12 protein-coding genes are annotated in these 16,866 nt (G+C 64.5%); 10 read left to right on the top strand and 2 right to left on the bottom strand.

Going from position 1 to position 16,866, the window contains the following annotated elements:
• The 9 genes from A3E77_RS12100 to A3E77_RS12060 all read left to right on the top strand — a co-directional run.
• Window positions 1–432 (top strand): tryptophan 7-halogenase (locus tag A3E77_RS12100; RefSeq protein ID WP_293646231.1); only part of this gene is annotated, 432 nt, incomplete at its 5' end.
• 12 nt (window positions 433–444) lie between these two features.
• A complete protein-coding gene (locus A3E77_RS12095) occupies window positions 445–1,164 on the top strand; it encodes a SapC family protein (protein ID WP_293646229.1) in 720 nt (239 codons plus the stop codon).
• Window positions 1,157–2,188, top strand: coding sequence for a cupin-like domain-containing protein (locus tag A3E77_RS12090; protein WP_366652637.1), 1,032 nt, complete (start codon window positions 1,157–1,159; stop codon window positions 2,186–2,188). Before A3E77_RS12095 ends, A3E77_RS12090 begins: the two co-directional genes overlap by 8 nt.
• Window positions 2,185–3,681, top strand: a complete 1,497-nt coding sequence (locus A3E77_RS12085; protein ID WP_293646227.1) for a tryptophan halogenase family protein — start codon at window positions 2,185–2,187, stop codon at window positions 3,679–3,681. Before A3E77_RS12090 ends, A3E77_RS12085 begins: the two co-directional genes overlap by 4 nt.
• On the top strand, window positions 3,678–4,625 hold the full coding sequence (locus A3E77_RS12080) for a glycoside hydrolase family 16 protein (RefSeq protein ID WP_293646225.1): 948 nt from the start codon (window positions 3,678–3,680) through the stop codon (window positions 4,623–4,625). Before A3E77_RS12085 ends, A3E77_RS12080 begins: the two co-directional genes overlap by 4 nt.
• Window positions 4,625–5,689, top strand: coding sequence for a LacI family DNA-binding transcriptional regulator (locus A3E77_RS12075; protein WP_293646223.1), 1,065 nt, complete (start codon window positions 4,625–4,627; stop codon window positions 5,687–5,689). Before A3E77_RS12080 ends, A3E77_RS12075 begins: the two co-directional genes overlap by 1 nt.
• On the top strand, window positions 5,682–6,875 hold the full coding sequence (locus tag A3E77_RS12070; RefSeq protein ID WP_293646221.1) for an MFS transporter: 1,194 nt from the start codon (window positions 5,682–5,684) through the stop codon (window positions 6,873–6,875). Before A3E77_RS12075 ends, A3E77_RS12070 begins: the two co-directional genes overlap by 8 nt.
• An 89-nt stretch (window positions 6,876–6,964) precedes the next feature.
• Window positions 6,965–9,448, top strand: coding sequence for a glycoside hydrolase family 3 protein (locus A3E77_RS12065; RefSeq protein ID WP_293646219.1), 2,484 nt, complete (start codon window positions 6,965–6,967; stop codon window positions 9,446–9,448).
• Window positions 9,449–9,494: 46 nt separating this feature from the next.
• Window positions 9,495–10,799 carry a sugar MFS transporter gene (locus A3E77_RS12060; RefSeq protein WP_293646217.1) on the top strand — a complete coding sequence of 435 codons (1,305 nt, stop codon included), beginning with the start codon at window positions 9,495–9,497 and terminating at the stop codon, window positions 10,797–10,799.
• 87 nt (window positions 10,800–10,886) lie between these two features.
• On the opposite strand, the gene A3E77_RS12055 is transcribed toward A3E77_RS12060, so the two are convergent.
• Window positions 10,887–12,023 carry a sensor domain-containing diguanylate cyclase gene (locus tag A3E77_RS12055; protein ID WP_293646215.1) on the bottom strand — a complete coding sequence of 379 codons (1,137 nt, stop codon included), beginning with the start codon at window positions 12,021–12,023 and terminating at the stop codon, window positions 10,887–10,889.
• A 185-nt stretch (window positions 12,024–12,208) separates the two neighbouring features.
• Window positions 12,209–14,341, bottom strand: a complete 2,133-nt coding sequence (locus tag A3E77_RS12050; RefSeq protein ID WP_293646213.1) for a S9 family peptidase — start codon at window positions 14,339–14,341, stop codon at window positions 12,209–12,211.
• 296 nt (window positions 14,342–14,637) lie between these two features.
• On the opposite strand from A3E77_RS12050, the gene A3E77_RS12045 reads away from it, so the two are divergent.
• A complete protein-coding gene (locus A3E77_RS12045) occupies window positions 14,638–16,830 on the top strand; it encodes a TonB-dependent receptor (RefSeq protein WP_293646211.1) in 2,193 nt (730 codons plus the stop codon).
• Window positions 16,831–16,866 lie beyond the last annotated feature (36 nt).

The raw sequence follows: 16,866 nt of genomic DNA, 5'->3' as shown, positions 1-16,866 counted from the left end.
GCGAGCCGTGCCGCGATGCCCATCCACGCCGACCGCTTCAACGAGCTATTCCGCTATCGCTGGGACCGCATCGTCGATTTCCTCAAGCTTCACTATGTGCTGAGCCGCCGCGACGACCCCTATTGGCTGGCTCAGCGCGACGCGGCGCATGTCCCGCCGCGACTGGCAGAAATGTTGGCCCTGTGGCGCGACCAGCCGCCGTCGGCATGGGACTTTCCGCGGGTCGACGAAATCTTCTCGGCCGAGAGCCACCAATATATTCTTTACGGCATGGGGTTTCCGGTTCCTGCGGAGTTATCCGGGAGCGCGCGCGCCGCGGCCCTGCTTTCCGAAATCCGGCAGCGTGCGCGGTCGCTCGCCGCGGCGCTGCCGCCCAACCGCGATTATCTCGACGCGCTTCGCCCCGATGCCAAACCGGCCGCGGCGCGATAGGAAAGGATTTTGATGACCCGCCACGCCGTCCTCGACAACAAGACCCACCGCGATCTGCGCATCCGCACCGATGCGGGTGCCGAACTGGGCGACGACATCATGGCGGCGCTGACGGTGCCGAGCGAGTTTCGCCGCGTGCAGGCGCATTTCCCGATCCTGTTCCGGCGCGAGACGGGACGCGACGATTTTTCTGCGCTGGCGATGTTCGGTTTCCAAAATGGCGAAAACCTGTTCCTCGACGGCGATCGGTGGGACGCGCGTTATCGGCCGCTGTCGATTGCGGTCCAGCCGTTCCTGATCGGCCGCCCGGAAAATGGCGACGGACTGGGACAGGTGCATATCGACATGGACCATCCGCGTATTGCCACGGGCGGCGAGGGGGTGCGTCTGTTCGATGTCGACGGCGCCGCGACCCCCTATCTTGAAGATATCGCAGAACGGCTGGGCGATCTCGATGAAGGGTATCGCGAAAGCAAATCCTTCTACGACGCGCTGCTCGCCTATGACCTGCTCGAACCGTTCAGCCTGGAAGTGACGTTGGACGACGGGTCGCTTCATTCGCTGGTCGGATTCCATATCGTCGACGAGGCGAAGCTGCGCGCGCTCGACGCGGCGGCGCTCGGCGCGCTGCACACGGCGGGGCATTTGATGCCGATGTTCATGGCGCTGGCCTCGCTGTCGCAACTGTCGGTGCTGGTTGCGCGCAAGAACGGCAGGCTTGGCGGTGGCTGAGCAGGGCGGCGCCTTTACCCACCGCCTGGCGCGGGTGCCCGAGCGGACGTGGGACAAGGATGCCGGACTGGATGCGCTGCTGGAAAACCCGCGCGCGCCATTCGTCCTGCGCGGCCTGGTCGCCGACTGGCCGCTGGTCGAGGCGGGGAAACGGTCGGCCCGCGACGCGCGACGCTATTTGCTGGATCATGCCCGCGAGCGGCCGTTCAAGGTGTCGATCGCGCCGCCGGGCCACGATGGCCGCCTGTTCTACGACGCGGACATGGAAATGAATTTCGGCATCGGCACGGGGCGGCTGGCCGATATTTTCGGCGGTATCGACCAGGCCGAGGATCGCGGCGAAAACCGCACCGTCTATCTGGCGTCGATCGACATTCCATCGCACTTCGACGGGCTCGACGAAGCCAATCCGATCGACCTTGGCGACCGCGATCCGCTGAAAAGCATCTGGATCGGGACGCGCACGAAGATTGCCGCGCACAATGATTTTCCCGACAATCTGGCTTGTTGCGCCGCCGGGCGGCGCCGTTTCACGCTGTTTCCGCCCGGCGCGTTCCGAAACCTCTATCTTGGCCCCATCGACAACACGCCCGCCGGGCGCGTCGTCAGTATGGTCGATTTCGATAATCCCGACCTGGCCGCGCACCCGCGCTTCGTCGATGCGATGGCCGAGGCGCTGACCGTCGATCTGGAGCCCGGCGACGCGATCTTCATCCCCTCGATGTGGTGGCACCATGTGGAGGGGCTCGCGGACTTCAACATATTGGTCAATTACTGGTGGCGGCGGACACCGGCCTGGCTGGGCCAGCCGCAGGCGGCGCTCAATCACGCGATCCTTGCGATCCGCGACTTGCCGCCCGAAGACAAGGCGATCTGGCGTGAGCAGTTCGACCACTATGTCTTCGACAATGACGCCAGCGTCACCGACCATATTCCCGAAACCGCGCGCAGCATCCTTGCCCCGCTCACGTCCGAGACGGCGGGCCGGTTGCGCGCCTTTTTGCTGAGGGCCTTGAGTAAATGAGCGACAAGAAACCGGTCCGCGTCGTCATCGCGGGCGGCGGCACCGCGGGCTGGATGATGGCAGCGGCGATCGCGCGCACGATGGGTCCGACCGTCGATCTGACATTGGTCGAATCCGAAGCGATCGGGACGATCGGGGTCGGCGAGTCCACCATTCCGCCGCTGGTCAATTTCAACCGCATCCTGGGCATCCCCGAACCCGATTTCATGCGCGCGACGCAGGCGACCTTCAAGCTGGGCATCCTGTTCGACAATTGGAAGCATGACGGCGACAGCTATTTCCACAGCTTTGGCCTGTCGGGGAAGGACCACTGGTCGGCGGGTTTCCAGCATTTCTGGCTGAACGCGCGGGAGCGCGGGCATGAACAGCCCTATGCCGATTACTGCCTCGAGCTGGTCGCGGGGATGCAGGGGAAGTTCGCGCACCTGCCCGAAGATCGGATGAATTACGCCTATCATGTCGATGCGACGCTTTACGGGCGCTACCTTCGCAAGCTCGCCGAAGCCGATGGCTGCACGCGCGTCGAGGGCAAGATCGCACACGTCGAGCTGGACGGGACAAGCGGCGATATTGCCGCGCTGCATCTCGACGGCGAGCGGAGGATCGAGGGCGACATGTTCGTCGATTGCACCGGCTTTCGCGGGCTGCTGATCGACGGCGCGCTGCACGCGGGGTTCGAGGATTGGAGCCACTGGCTGCCCAATGACAGCGCGATCGCGGTGCAGTCGAAACATCTCGGCCCGCCGATGCCTTATACGCAGGCGATCGCGCACGACGCCGGGTGGCAATGGCGCATCCCGCTGCAACACCGCATGGGCGCCGGGATCGTCTATACCAGCGGCTATCTGTCGCGCGACGAAGCCTATGACCGGCTGATGAGCAGCGTCGGCGAACCGCTGATCGAACCGTTCGACATCAAGTTCAAGGGCGGGGTGCGGCGGAAGCAATGGTATCGCAACTGCGTTGCCGTCGGCCTGGCGGGTGGTTTCGTCGAGCCGCTCGAGGCGACGACGGTTCACCTGATCCAGCGCGCCGTGCTACGCTTCATCCGCCTTATGCCGAACGGCCGCGTCAGCGAGCGCGACGCGATGGAGTTCAACGACCAGCAACGGCTGGACATCGAACAGATCCGCGACTTTGTTGTGCTGCATTACAAGGCGACCAATCGGCGCGACAGCCCGTTCTGGCGCCATGTCGCCGCCATGCCGATCCCCGATTCCTTGCAGCAGAAGATCGAGCTGTTTCGCGAAACGGGCCGCGTCTTCCGCAAATATGAAGAGTTGTTTGCGGAGAATAGCTGGGTGCAGGTGATGATGGGGCAGGGGATCGAACCGCAATCCTATCACCCCATTGCCGACAAGCTGCGCGACGACGAGGTGGAGCGATTGTTCCAGTCGATCCGCGACAATATCGCGCAGACCGTTGCGACGCTGCCCGAACACCACGCCTATGTCGCGCGCTATTGCGGGGCGGAGGCGCCAAAGGCGGCATGATCCGCGCGGCAGCGATCCTGACGCTTGCGGCCGCGTTTGGCGGCGGTGCAGCGGCGCGCGAACCCGCCGATGGCGGATGGCGGCTCGCATGGTCGGACGAGTTCGGCGGCACGGCGATCGATCGCGACAAGTGGGACTTTGACGTCGATTGTTGGGGCGGCGGCAATAACGAACGCCAATGCTATACCGACCGGCCCGCCAATGCGGCGATCAAGGACGGCAAGCTGGTCATCACCGCGCGCAAGGAGGCGATGACCGGGCCGGCATTCCCGCTGTCGCAGCGCGGCGAAGCTGAAAAGGCGACGGCGCAGGCGACGAAGCCCTTTACCTCCGCCCGCCTCGTCACGCGCGGCAAGGCGGCGTGGACCTATGGCAAGATCGAGGTGCGCGCGAAGTTGCCGCAGGGGCAGGGGACGTGGCCCGCGATCTGGATGCTGCCCGAAGACGGCCATTATGGCAGCTGGGCCGCGTCGGGCGAGATCGACATATTGGAGGCGGTGAACCTTGGCGTCCGATGCGAAACCTGCGCGGGCGGGATCGAGAACCGCATCCTCGGCACGCTCCATTTCGGCGGTCAATGGCCGGCGAACAAGCATAAGGGCGACGAAACTGCGCTGCCCGCCCCGCTCGATGGTTTCCACGTCTTCGGCATCGTCTGGCAAAAGGGCAAGATCGTCTGGACGGTCGATGGCAAGCCCTATGCCACGCGCGTCGCGAGCGAATGGTCGACGAGCGGATCGAGCGAACCCGCCGCACCGTTCGACCGGCCGTTCCACCTGATCCTGAACCTCGCGGTCGGCGGCGGGCTGGCCGAAGACCGAGGGCTGAAGGGCGTGGATGAGAACGGCTATCCCAAAAACATGGAAATAGATTGGGTCCGCGTCTGGCAATGTGATGGCAATGCCGTTAGCGATTGCAGCAGCACGGGGGATCAGGCGAAATAATGGGGCGTCGGCGGCAGTCGGTTACGATCAAGCATGTTGCAGCCGACGCGGGCGTGTCGCTGCAAACGGTCAGCCGCGTCATCAACAACGAGCCGAATGTCCGCCCGGAAATGAAGGAACGGGTCCAGGCGTCGATCGACAAGCTGGGCTATGTGCCGTCGATCGCCGCGCAGCGGATGAGCGGATCGCGCTCCTACCTGATCCTTGCGATCAACGACCGCGAACGCACGATCGCCGACTGGCAGGGGCGGCAGGGCGTCGACTGGGTCGACCAGATGCTGCTCGGCGGGATGCTCAAATGTGCTGAATATGGCTACCGGATGATCTTTGAGCTGGTCGATACCCACAATGACCATGTCGAGCGCGAGCTGCGCGCGGCCATCGCGGCGCTGCAACCCGACGGCGTGATCCTGACCCCGCCGCATTCGGACAATCCGCTGATCGTCGGTCTGCTCGACCAGCAGAAGATTCCGTTCGCGCGCATCGGTTCGCGCGGCGGCGCGGCCGGGATCGCGCTGACGATGGACGATGAAGGGTCGGCGCGGCGCGCAACACGCCACCTGATCGACCTGGGGCACCGGCGCGTCGGTTTTATCGCGGGCTCCCCCGAATACAGCCTTAGCCGCTGGCGTATCGACGGCTGGCAGGGCGAGATGGGGGCGGCCGGACTGCCGACGGATGGATTGCTTGTGGAGGGCGACTTCACCTTTGCGTCGGGGACCCACGCGGCGCGCCAGTTGCTGGGCGGCGTCCATCCGCCCACCGCGATTATCGCGAGCAGCGACCAGATGGCGCTCGCGACGCTGGAGGTCGCACGCGAACTCGGCCTCGACGTGCCCGGGCAATTGTCGATCGTCAGTTTCGATAACCCGCCGGTCGTGCGTTTCACCCAGCCGGCGCTGACCGCGGTGGACCAGCCGGTCGCCGAAACCGCGTCGCGCGCGGTCGAACTGATCATCGCGGCGCAGCGCGGCGCTCCGCGCCCGACCGAGCCGACGCGGGTTCAGGGTGGGCTTGTGCCGCGCGGGTCGACGGCCGCGCCGCCGGTTGCCGTCCATGGATGATGTCGGCGCGCCGCGTCGCCAGTCCACCGCATTCCTCCTCCTCTACGCGCTCGCTTCGGCGGGCGGCGCCATCGCCTATGTGCCGTTCCTGACGATCTGGTTGCCGTCCCGGATGACCGAACTTGCGGGAACGGCGGATGTCCAGACCTTGGGCTATGTCACCTTTTTTGGCGCGATCGCGGCGAGTATCGGCGGGATCGGGTTCGGCTGGCTCAGCGATCGCACGCGCAACAGGCGCGGCTGGGTGCTGGCCGGATTGACGCTGACGATCCTGTTGCTGCTGGCGGTGCCGCTCGCGCACGACATCTGGTCGCTCGTCGGCATCATCATCGCGTGGCAACTCACGCTCAACATGATGCTCGGGCCGCTCGCCGCCTGGGCCGGCGATCTTGTCCCCGACGAACAAAAGGGCCTGCTCGGCGGCTTGCTCGCGTTTTCGCCGGCGCTCGGCGCCTGGTCGGGGGCACTCGTGACCTGGCCGGGACTGGTCCCGGTCGAAGGGCGGCTGATCGTCATCGCGATGCTCGTCGCGACCGCAGTATCGCCGGTGCTGTTGTTCGGCCGACCGCGCGCCTTCCCCGAACTCAACGCGCGCCCCATAGGCGAAGCGGATGCGCCGTCGCGTCGGCCGACCGGCCCGGCTGTGCGGATGTGGCTCGCGCGCTTGCTCGTCCAGATCGCCGAAGCGGCGCTGTTCGCTTATCTGTATTTCTGGTTCCGGTCGATTGACCCCGGCATGCACGACAATGAAAAGGCGCGGCTGTTCGGCATGGCGTTGACGATCGCGATCCCCATCGCCCTGGCGAGCGGACGCTGGGCCGATCGCAACGACCGACCGTTTCTGCCGCTGGTCGTCAGCTCGGCCGTATCGGGCCTCGGGATGGTCGGCATGGCGGTCGCGACAGGGCTGGAAGCGGCAAAGGCAAGCTATCTTCTGTTCGGGATCGCGACGACGGTGTTCCTTTCGCTCCACGCGAGCCAGACGCTGCGTATCCTGCCGCGATCGGACCGGCGCGGCCGCGACCTTGGCGTTTTCAACCTGACCAACACTGTGCCGTCGCTGATCATGCCGTGGCTGACAATCTCGCTGGTTCCAGGTTTTGGTTTCGACGCTTTGTTCCTGCTGCTGGCGGGGCTGACCGCGATCGCCGTGCTGCTGCTGGCGACCATGCCGCGCATCCGCTGACCCACCCCGCAAATACAGCGCTTGATTTCAGGGGGTCACTATGCGACACCCAATTTGATAACGTTCACAATAGAGGGATGGGAGAGATAATGCGCCGACAGGCAATGGTGATGGCGACCGCGCTGCTTCTGGCAGGAACGGCTGCTGCCGCAGCACAGACCGCGAACCCCGATGCGGCGGCGGTTCATCCCGACCTATGGCCTGCGGCAAAAAGCCCGGCCGCAATCTCCGATCCCAAGACCGAGGCGCGGATCGACGCCCTGATCGGCAAGATGACGATTGAGCAAAAGGTCGGCCAACTGGTTCAGGCGGATATCAGCACGATCACGCCGAAGGATCTCGAAACCTATCCGCTCGGGTCGATCCTGGCAGGCGGCAACAGCGGCCCGAACGGCAACGAGCGGTCGACCGCCGCCGACTGGGCAAAACTGGTTGGCGATTTTCGGGCGGTGTCGCTGCGGCCGCAGGCCAATGGTGTTGCGATTCCCATCATCTTTGGCGTCGATGCGGTCCACGGGCACAATAACATCCCCGGCGCGACCCTGTTCCCCCACAATATCGGCCTTGGCGCCGCGCGCGATCCCGAACTGATCCAGCGTATCGGCGCGGTGACGGCGGCTGAAATCGCGGGTAGCGGAATTGAATGGACCTTTGCCCCGACACTTGCCGTGCCGCAAGACCTGCGCTGGGGGCGGAGTTATGAAGGCTATGCCGCCGATCCGAAACTGATTGCAGATTATGCGAAGGCCATGGTGCTCGGCTTGCAAGGCAAGCTGGTTGCGGGCCGGACTCTCGGTGCCAGCCAGGTCGCCGCGACCGCCAAGCATTTCCTTGCCGATGGCGGGACGTTCGAGGGCAAGGACCAGGGCGACGCAAAGATCGACGAAAAGGAACTGATCGCCAAGCACGCCATGGGTTATCCGGCCGCGATCGATGCGGGCGCGCTCACCGTGATGGCAAGCTTTTCGAGCTGGCAGGGGGTCAAGCATCACGGCAACAAGGGGCTGCTGACCGACGCGCTGAAGCAGAAGATGGGCTTTGAGGGCTTCGTCGTCGGCGATTGGAACGGCCATGGGCAGGTTGCGGGATGCACCGTCACCGATTGCGCCCAGTCGATCAACGCTGGGTTGGACATGTTCATGGCACCCGACAGCTGGAAGGGGCTGTTCGACAGTACGGTAAAACATGCGAAGGATGGCACGATCCCTGCGGCTCGCCTGAACGATGCGGTCCGGCGTATCCTGCGCGTGAAATATAAGCTCGGCCTGTTTCCCGAAGGCCATGTCGACCGCAGTATCGTGAAAGCGGTCGGCACGCCCGACCATCTCGCGGTCGCGCGTGAGGCGGTCGCCAAGTCGCTGGTCCTGCTCAAGAACAACGGCAGCGTCCTGCCGATCAAACCCGGCGCGCGCGTGCTCGTCACTGGCCCCGCGGCCGACAGCATGGCGATTCAGTCGGGCGGCTGGACGATCAGCTGGCAGGGGACCGACGTCGTGCGGTCGGACTTCCCGAACGGGCAGACGATCTGGGAGGCGCTGGACAAGTCGGTGCGCGATGCGGGCGGTGTCGCCACGCTGTCCGATGACGGCGCGTTCAAGGAAAAACCCGACGTTGCGATCGTCGTGTTCGGCGAGGCGCCCTATGCCGAGTTTCAGGGCGACGTGGCGACGCTCGACTATCAGCCGTCGGAGGCCACCGATCTTGCGACGCTGAAGAAGCTGAAGGCCGCGGGTATCCCCGTGGTTGCGCTGTTCCTGTCGGGGCGGTCGATGTTCACCAATCCCGAAATCAATGCGTCGGACGCTTTTGTTGCGGGCTGGCTGCCCGGGTCGCAGGGTGCCGGCGTTGCCGATGTGCTCGTCGCGGGCAAGGACGGCAAGACGGTACGCGGCTTTACGGGCACACTGCCTTTCGCCTGGCCCGCCAACGCGCGATCGCCGGTCGAAAAACCGCTGTTCGCCGTGGGTTACGGGTTGAAATATGGCGACGCGTCGACGGTGCCGCAGCTTTCGGAAGAGCTGGGTGTCGATATCACCGCGGCGTTGAACGTCGAGAACTTCTTCTCCGGTGGCCGTGCGCGGTCGCCCTGGGTGCTTTCGATCACCGATGCTGGCGGCAAGCGTCCCGTGGAATCGGCGGCGATCACAAGTCCGGGCGGCATGATCGCGGCCCGCTCGGTCGATGTGCGCGCACAGGAGGATGGCAAGTCCTTTGTCTGGACCGGGCCGGCGACGCTCGAGCTGACCGGACCCTATGCCGACCTGTCGCGTCAGCTGAACAACAGCTTTGCGCTTCGCATCGAATGGCGGATTGATGCGCCGGGCACGGCGCCGGTGAGCATCGCGCTGGGAGGCAAAGCCTTCGACATTTCGGCAGCGGTCAAATCGGCCGCGCCGGGGCAGATCGTCACGATCAAGGTGCCGCTGCGTTGCTTCGCTGACGCCGGCGCCAATTTGCGGCAGGTGGACAATGCCGCGACCGTCAAGGCCGACAAGGGCTTTGCCGCGACGCTGCTGAATACGAATGTCGAGGCGGTCGGCGAGAATCTGCCTTGCCCGCCCGCGGTAAAGTGACAAGACCCGACGCGGGTTAGCCAGAAAACAGGGTTGGGAGAGAGACATGGCATTGGCGCCGAGCGTTGCGACGAGTGTGGACCCGAACGCGGTCGAACAGCCGGGCAAGGGAGGGGGCGGCACCAAAGTCGTGCTGATCCTCGCCTTTGCGGTGTTTTTCCTGCTTGGCGGGGTGACGAACATCAACGACCTGCTGGTCGGCAAGTTCAAGCCGATGTTCCACCTGACGCATGCGCAGGCCAACCTCGTCCAGATGGCGTTTTTTATCGCCTATGGCGCCTTTTCGATCCCCGCCGGCATCATCATGTCGAAGCTCGGTTATATCCGCACCTTCGTGCTAGGGTTCGTCATCGTGGCGGCCGCCGCGTTCCTCTTCATTCCCGCTTCGGCCGCGGCATCCTATCCGGGTTTCCTTGCCGCACTTTTTTGCATCGGCGCGGGGATTACGGTTCTGCAGGTCGCGATGAACCCCGTGATCACGACGCTGGGGCCGGTCGAAACCTCGCACAGCCGGCTGACCTTTGCGCAGGCGTTCAATTCGATCGGCGTGTTCCTGATGGTCTATGGCGGCGCGACCTTCCTGCTCGGCGATGAACAGCCGATCGACGCCGAAACCGCGACCGAGGCGCAAATCCAGGCCTATCGCGTCGCCGAGGGCGCGTCGATCGGTACCGCCTATATGTGGCTCGGCGTGCTGATGCTGGTCATCGCCGCGGTGTTCTGGATGTACCGGTCGGCGCTCGACCATGCCCGCACCGACGATGTGAAGCTGGAGGGCACCTGGGGCCTCTTGACCCACAACCGCCGTGTCCAGTTCGGCGCGCTGTGCATCTTCGTCTATGTCGGCGCCGAAGTCGCTATCGGCTCGAACCTCATGGCTTATCTCGCCGAGCCGAGCGTGATGGGGCTGGGGCTCCAGGCGGCGGGCAAGCTCGTCGCGATGTACTGGTTGGGCGCGCTGGTTGGCCGGTTGCTCGGCGGTTTCATCCTGCGGTTGGCGAAGCCGGGCCGCGTGCTCGCGACCTTTGCGGCCGGTGCGATTTCGCTGATCCTGCTCTCGGCGGTGACCACGGGCGCGTTGTCGGGCTGGGCGCTGATCCTCGTCGGCTTCTGCAATTCGCTGATGTTCCCGACGATCTTCAGCCTCGCGACCGAGGGGCTCGGCGAACGGACGCCGCAGGGATCGGGCATCATGTGCACCGCAATTATCGGCGGGGCGATCGTTCCGTTCCTGTTCGGAACGGTGGCCGATCTGAGTGGCGATATCCGTCTCGCGCTGGCGGTGCCGCTGATCTGTTATGCGATCATCGCAAGTTTCGGTTTGTGGGCAGCGCGCCGGGCGACCACGTAGCCGCCAGGCGGAATAAAGCCGCGGGCGATCGCGCTCTGGTGTGCGATCGCCCGCGGCCTCCCGCCCCCTCGCGGGAATAGCTGGAATTCAGGCCGGGTCGGCGATTTCAATCCGGTTTCGGCCGGCCGCCTTGGCCTTGTAAAGCGCGGTGTCGGCGGCCTTCAGCGCGGCGCGCGTGTCGCCATAGCCGAAGACGTCGGCGACCCCTCCGGAGAAGGTGATCTGGCCAAAGGGCTCGTCGGTCTTGCGGTTGATGAGCCGCCGGTCGGCCAGTGCCTCGCGCGCATCGTCGAGCTTTTCGGCCGCTTGCGACGGGGTCAGCCCGCGGAACAGCATGACGAACTCCTCGCCGCCGTGGCGCGCGACGTGGCAATGGTCGTTCGATATCCGCGCCAGCGTATCGGCAATCGCCTTGATGACGCGGTCGCCGGCTTCATGGCCGTGAAGGTCGTTGACCTTCTTGAATTCGTCGATGTCGCAAAAGGCGATGCTGAGCGGTTCGACCGCGGCGCGTGCTTCCTTATAGTGGCGCTCGAGCAGGATTTCGAAGGCGCGACGGTTGGGCAGTCCCGTCAGATAATCGAGCTCGGCGTCGCGCTTGGCGCGATCGAGGCTGCGGCGCAGGGCTTTCGCCTCATCCTCGCTCTTGCGCATGTCGTCCTCCGCCTGGCGCGTGCGGTCGAGCATGACCTTGGCGAGGTCGGCAAGGCTGGAGACGATGCGGCCGGTCTTCTGGAGCTGTTCGAGGTCGACGACATGCTGCTCCAACTCGGTGCCATAGTCGCTCGTGACCGATCGGGCCTCCTTGGTGTTGGCGTGAAACGCCTCGATATTGGTTTCGAGCCGCGTCATCAGGCGATCGAGTTCGACGCGGTCGGGCTGGCTCGCTTCCTGTTGGTCGAGGTCGTTGAGCCATTGCTGGCTGATCCCCTGCGGCGTTTGCGCTTGCGCGACGATCTGGCGCGCCAGCCGCGGGTTGCCACCCGAAAAGGCCCCGTGCGCCAGCAGCAGGTTCGCAGGCGAGACGTCGAGGTCATTGTCGACCAGGAAGGAGGTGATCGACGCTGCGAGTTCGTAGCGCGCGGCGCGGGCGCGGTCGCGCGGTCCGCCGCCATCGGGCGGAGCTCCGCCTTCGTCGGGCGCGCCGCCACGCGAATGGCGAAGCCCCAGCCAACCCAGGAACCGTCCTACCGGCTCGTTCGATTGTGTCGCTTTAGTGGTCATGCGACATTTAACGAGCGGCGCGGTGAAGGTTTAAGTCCGATTTACTGCCAATGGCGCGATTTTCAGGCGCCATTTGCTCGCCGATACCGGCATTGGTGCAATCGCCGCTTTAGAACAGTGGCTTAGCTGGAGACGCTCGATCAACGATCATGCGCAGCGGCGACCCTTTTGTCCCGCAAATGACGTCAGACGCACCGCATCGCAAAGGCCCAGAACAACGCTTTCTGTCGATATTCGCTTGCGATGTCGGCGCTGCCCTGGTGCCCGCTGTCCATGTCGGTGTGGAGGAGCGCCGGATTGCCGCTGGTCGAACGGCGGCGCACTTCGGCGACCAGTTTCGCGGGTTCCCAATAGGCGACGCGGTCATCCTTGAGACCCGCGGTGCACAGGAGCGGCGGGTAAGCGGCCGCCCCGACGTTTTCGTAGGGCGAGATCGAGGCGATATAATCATAGGCCTTGGGATCCGCGAGCGGGTCGCCCCAATCGGGCCGAAACAGCGGCACGAGCGGATGCGCGCCGTCGCTCATCGTGTTGAGCATGTCGACAAAGGGCACCTGCGCGATCACGCCGCCCCACAATGTCGGCGCGATGTTCATACTGGCCCCGACGAGCAGCCCGCCCGCCGACAGACCATAGGCAACGACCTTGCCCTTTTCGGTATAGCCCTCGGCGGCGAGATGCTGCGCACAGGCGATGAAATCGGTGAAGCTGTTACGCTTCGTGAATTTGCGCCCGCCGAGGAACCAGCGCCGCCCTTTTTCGGAACCGCCGCGAACATGGGCGATGGCATATCGCCAGCCGCGATCGACCAGCGCAAGTGCCGGAACCGAAAATTCGGGGTCGCTTGGCACGCCGTAGGAGCCATAGCCATATTGGAGCAGCGGCGCCTTGCCGTCCCTTGGCGCGCCGCGACGCGACAGCAGGGTGATGGGGACCATTTCGCCGTCAGGGGCAGGAGCAAAAAGGCGTTCGACGACATAGTCGTCTGGATCGAAGTTCGCGACCGTCTGTTGCTGGATGACGGTCTGCGTCCCGTTCGCGAGGTCGACGCGAATCCAGCGGCGCGGCGATTTGGGCGATTGGTGGACAATCGTCACCGTGCGCGCAGTGTAGCTCTGCTCGGCGGGCAGTTCGATCGCATAGGCGGGGTCGTCGAACGCGATCACCTGCTCCGACCCGTCGGGGCGCAGGATGACGAGACGGTGGAGGCCGTCGGCCCGCTCAAGCCGAACCAGCGCCGCCCCAAAAGGCACAAGCTGGAGGATCGGCGTTCCCGCGCGATGCGGAACGAGTGTGCCCAAGGTGCGGAAATCGGCGCGGTCGAGGCGCAGCAGCGCCATGTCGAAGGCGGCGTCGGCGTCGGTCAGTGTGACGAGTTCGCCGTTCCATTCGTCGATTTCATAACGGACCCCGACCTTGCGCGGCCAGACGACGGCGGGCGCGGCGGTTTCGTCGGTCGCGGACAGCAAGCGGACTTCGGCGGTTTCAGGGCCGGCGAGGGTGAGCGCAACAAAGCCGTCGGCGGCGGTGCGCTTCACCTGCATGAAGATTGCGGGGTCCTTTTCTTCATAGACAAGGCTGGTCGTCGTGCCGTCGACTGCGGTGCGATAGAGCCGTGTCGGACGGTTGCGCGCGTCGCGCCAGATCCAGAAGAGCCACCGCGACGACGGGGCGAAAACGAGTCCGCCATAGCCATAAGCGTCCTGTTCCACGATCGTGCGGACGGCGCCGCTCCGATTGTCGCGGACGCAGATACGATGGCGATCGTTGCCGATAACGTCCTCGGCCCAAGCGAAATAACGATGGTCGGGGCTCGGCTGATGGCCGGTGCTGCGGAAATAGGGCTGGCCCGCCGCCCGCGCACTTTCGTCGACGAGCAGTTCGGGTTTTTCGCCCTCCTTGTGGCGAATGTAGCGGGCGTGGGCCTGGCCCTCGGGAATTGCGGAGGCGTAGGTCCAGCCGTCCTTTTCGAGCGCCGGCGCCGCGACGGCCCCCGCGCTGCGCGCCAGCATCGCGCGAACCAGTTCGGCCTGCACCGCTTTCGTCGGCTCCAGCATCGCGTCGGCATAGGCATTTTCGTCGGCAAGCATTTTCGCGACGGGACGGGGCAGGTTGGTCCGGCTGCGTTCGCCCACTGGGGGAATGAACTTCATCCAGCTATAGGCATCGTCGCGCCGGCGGCCCAGTTGGTCGATCACATGCGAAATGCGCGGCGAGCGCGGCGGCGCGATCATCGGCCAGCGTCCGCGCGCGCTTTTTTCGAGCGCGCGGCCCGGGCCGCTGCCCAGCAACAGCGCCGCCGCCGCGACGCTACCCATAAACGCCCTTCGGCTCTTGTTGTCGACGCTGCGCATTTTCCGACCCTCTTTTGCCCGACGGGGATGTCGCGTCCAGTCTATGGCGCCTCGACCGGCTTACTGCATCGATCAGGCCGCCCAATCCACCGATTGGGCAAATTGGCCGCAAGCTCGCGCGAAACCGCGCTTTCCGGCGAATGGCGGGTGGCCCGATCCCGCTGGAATATGGCCCGACCATCGCCGTCACGCCAATTTCCCATGATAGCTTGAGCATCGGATCTTCTTACCAATAGGCATTATCAATTAGGGAGGCAAAAATGGGGTTTGCATCGATCAGGCGCGTCGCGGCGTGTGGTATTTCGATCCTGGCGCTGGGACAGGCATCGATCGCCCTGGCGCAGGAAACCGATGACAGCGAGATCGTCGTCACCGCCGCCAAGCGCGAACAGTCGGTCCGCGACGTCAGCGGTTCGGTGAGCGCGGTCAGCGAAGCGACGCTGCAAAAGCTGAATGCCCAGAGCCTTTCCGACTATATCACCCGCGTCCCCGGCGTCGTGTTCAACGATTACCAGCCGGGCGTCTCCGAAGTTGTGATCCGCGGCGTCGCATCGTCGACCTATCATGAAGCAAATCAGGCGACGACGGGCTATTATCTCAACGAAGTGCCGCTGATCGAACCCGGCTTCCCGCTCGTCATCCCCGACGTCGACAGCTTCGACGTGTCTCGCGTCGAAGTGCTGCGCGGGCCGCAGGGCACATTGTTCGGATCGTCGTCGCTCGGCGGCGCAATCAACTATGTGGTGAACGAGGCCGATCCCAGCCGATTCGATGCGGGCTTTGAAGGCAATCTTGCGACAACCAAGGGCGCCGGCGAGGCAAGCTATGCCGCGAAGGCGATGGTCAACCTGCCGATCGCGACCGACAAGCTCGCTGTCCGCCTCGTCGCGCTCCAGCGTTACGACGCGGGCTATCTGAACAACACGCTGCTCGGCGAAGACGGCAGCAACGACCTGCGGGTCAGGGGCCTGCGCGGGTCGATCGTCTTTACCCCGACCGAGGCGACGCGCATCTCGGCGCTCAGCATGTACCAGGAATATGATCTCGACGATCAGACCTATGTGATCTTCGGCCCGCCCAAGACTTTCGACCGCGCGACCAACGTGGCCGAGTTTCAGGACACCAGCTTCATGATGCACAGCCTGCGCATCGAGCAGGATCTGGGCTTTGCGACTCTGACCGCAGTCGGCAGCTATACCGAAAAGAAGGCGAACCTCGCGTTCGACAACTCAATCTTTGGCGGCAACGACCCGCGCACCGACACGCCCGAACTGGCGAGCAGCGATGGCAAGTCGAAGACCGAATATGGCGAGTTGCGACTGGCGTCGCCCGACGGCGGACGCTTCCGCTGGCTGATCGGTGCCAATTACACGCGGCTGCGCTCGAACAATACCGACGGCACCTTTATCGAGGGCATCGCTGACTATATCGACGCGAACCCCGGCGAATTCGACGGCCAGCCGGGCAGCGAACTTGCCCCCGGCGACCTCGCGACGCGGACGATCAGCAGCAACCGCGTCACCGAAAAGGCGATCTTTGGCGAGGCATCGTTCGACATTGTCGATGCGCTGACGCTGACGGTCGGTGGGCGCCTGTTCGAATATCGCTCGCGCCCGCGCCTCCAATATCTGCCCAACGCCAATCTGGTCGATCCGTTCGATTTCGCCCCGGCGGCGAGCAAGGATTCAGATTTCATCCCGAAAGTCTCGCTGACGTACAAGCCGTCGAACGACTTCATGGTCTATGCGCTCTATTCGGAGGGTTTCCGCATCGGCGGTGTCAACGTCTATTCGGCTGCGGTTCCCGGACTGCCGCTGACCTTTGAAAGCGACACGACAAAGAATTACGAGATCGGAACGCGGGTCGACCTGATCGACCGGACGCTGAGCGTCGACGTCACAGCCTATCATATCGACTGGGGCAATGTGCAGGCGCGGCTGTTCACGCCGGTCGATTTCAACGCCTATACGGTGAATGGCGGCGGCGCCGACATCGACGGTGTCGAAATCAGCCTGAACCTGCGTCCGACGCGGAACCTGACCTTCTCGTCGAACATCGCCTATAATGACGCGCGGTTGTCGACGCTATTGCCCGACAGCTTCGCGCCGGGCGGCGGCTATGCCAAGGGAACGCGCTTGCCAGGGGCGTCCGAATGGACGCTGTCGAACTCGCTCGACCTGAGCTTCCCCGATGCCAGCTTGAAGCCCCGGTTCGGCATCGCGCACCGGTATCTGTCAAGCGCACCCGTCGATTTCGCCGGGTCGCTGGAGAAGGGCGATTTCCACCTTGTCGACCTCAATGCCTCGGTAACGGTGAGCGATCGGATCGAAGTCAGCCTGTTCGCCAAGAATCTGTTCAACCAGTATGGCATCCTGAATGCGCCCTTCGCCTTTGCGGGTTCCGTCGCACGGCCGCGCACGCTGGGCGCCAGCCTGCGGTTCAGTCTGGACTGAGATCGGGAAATCCCCCCTTGCCGGCGGCATGGGGGG

The organism is Sphingopyxis sp. RIFCSPHIGHO2_12_FULL_65_19 (genome assembly GCF_001830555.1).
GTDB lineage: Bacteria > Pseudomonadota > Alphaproteobacteria > Sphingomonadales > Sphingomonadaceae > Sphingopyxis.
The sequence above is the reverse complement of the archived record's forward strand: the minus strand, read 5'-3'. Positions and strand labels throughout refer to the sequence as shown.

Coding starts and splice junctions, on each gene's coding strand:
- A3E77_RS12095 (WP_293646229.1), top strand. CDS start 445: ATGACCCGCCACGCCGTCCTCGACAACAAGACCCACCGCGATCTGCGC.
- A3E77_RS12085 (WP_293646227.1), top strand. CDS start 2,185: ATGAGCGACAAGAAACCGGTCCGCGTCGTCATCGCGGGCGGCGGCACC.
- A3E77_RS12070 (WP_293646221.1), top strand. CDS start 5,682: ATGGATGATGTCGGCGCGCCGCGTCGCCAGTCCACCGCATTCCTCCTC.
- A3E77_RS12060 (WP_293646217.1), top strand. CDS start 9,495: ATGGCATTGGCGCCGAGCGTTGCGACGAGTGTGGACCCGAACGCGGTC.
- A3E77_RS12075 (WP_293646223.1), top strand. CDS start 4,625: ATGGGGCGTCGGCGGCAGTCGGTTACGATCAAGCATGTTGCAGCCGAC.
- A3E77_RS12080 (WP_293646225.1), top strand. CDS start 3,678: ATGATCCGCGCGGCAGCGATCCTGACGCTTGCGGCCGCGTTTGGCGGC.
- A3E77_RS12065 (WP_293646219.1), top strand. CDS start 6,965: ATGCGCCGACAGGCAATGGTGATGGCGACCGCGCTGCTTCTGGCAGGA.
- A3E77_RS12055 (WP_293646215.1), bottom strand. CDS start 12,023: ATGACCACTAAAGCGACACAATCGAACGAGCCGGTAGGACGGTTCCTG.
- A3E77_RS12045 (WP_293646211.1), top strand. CDS start 14,638: ATGGGGTTTGCATCGATCAGGCGCGTCGCGGCGTGTGGTATTTCGATC.
- A3E77_RS12050 (WP_293646213.1), bottom strand. CDS start 14,341: ATGGGTAGCGTCGCGGCGGCGGCGCTGTTGCTGGGCAGCGGCCCGGGC.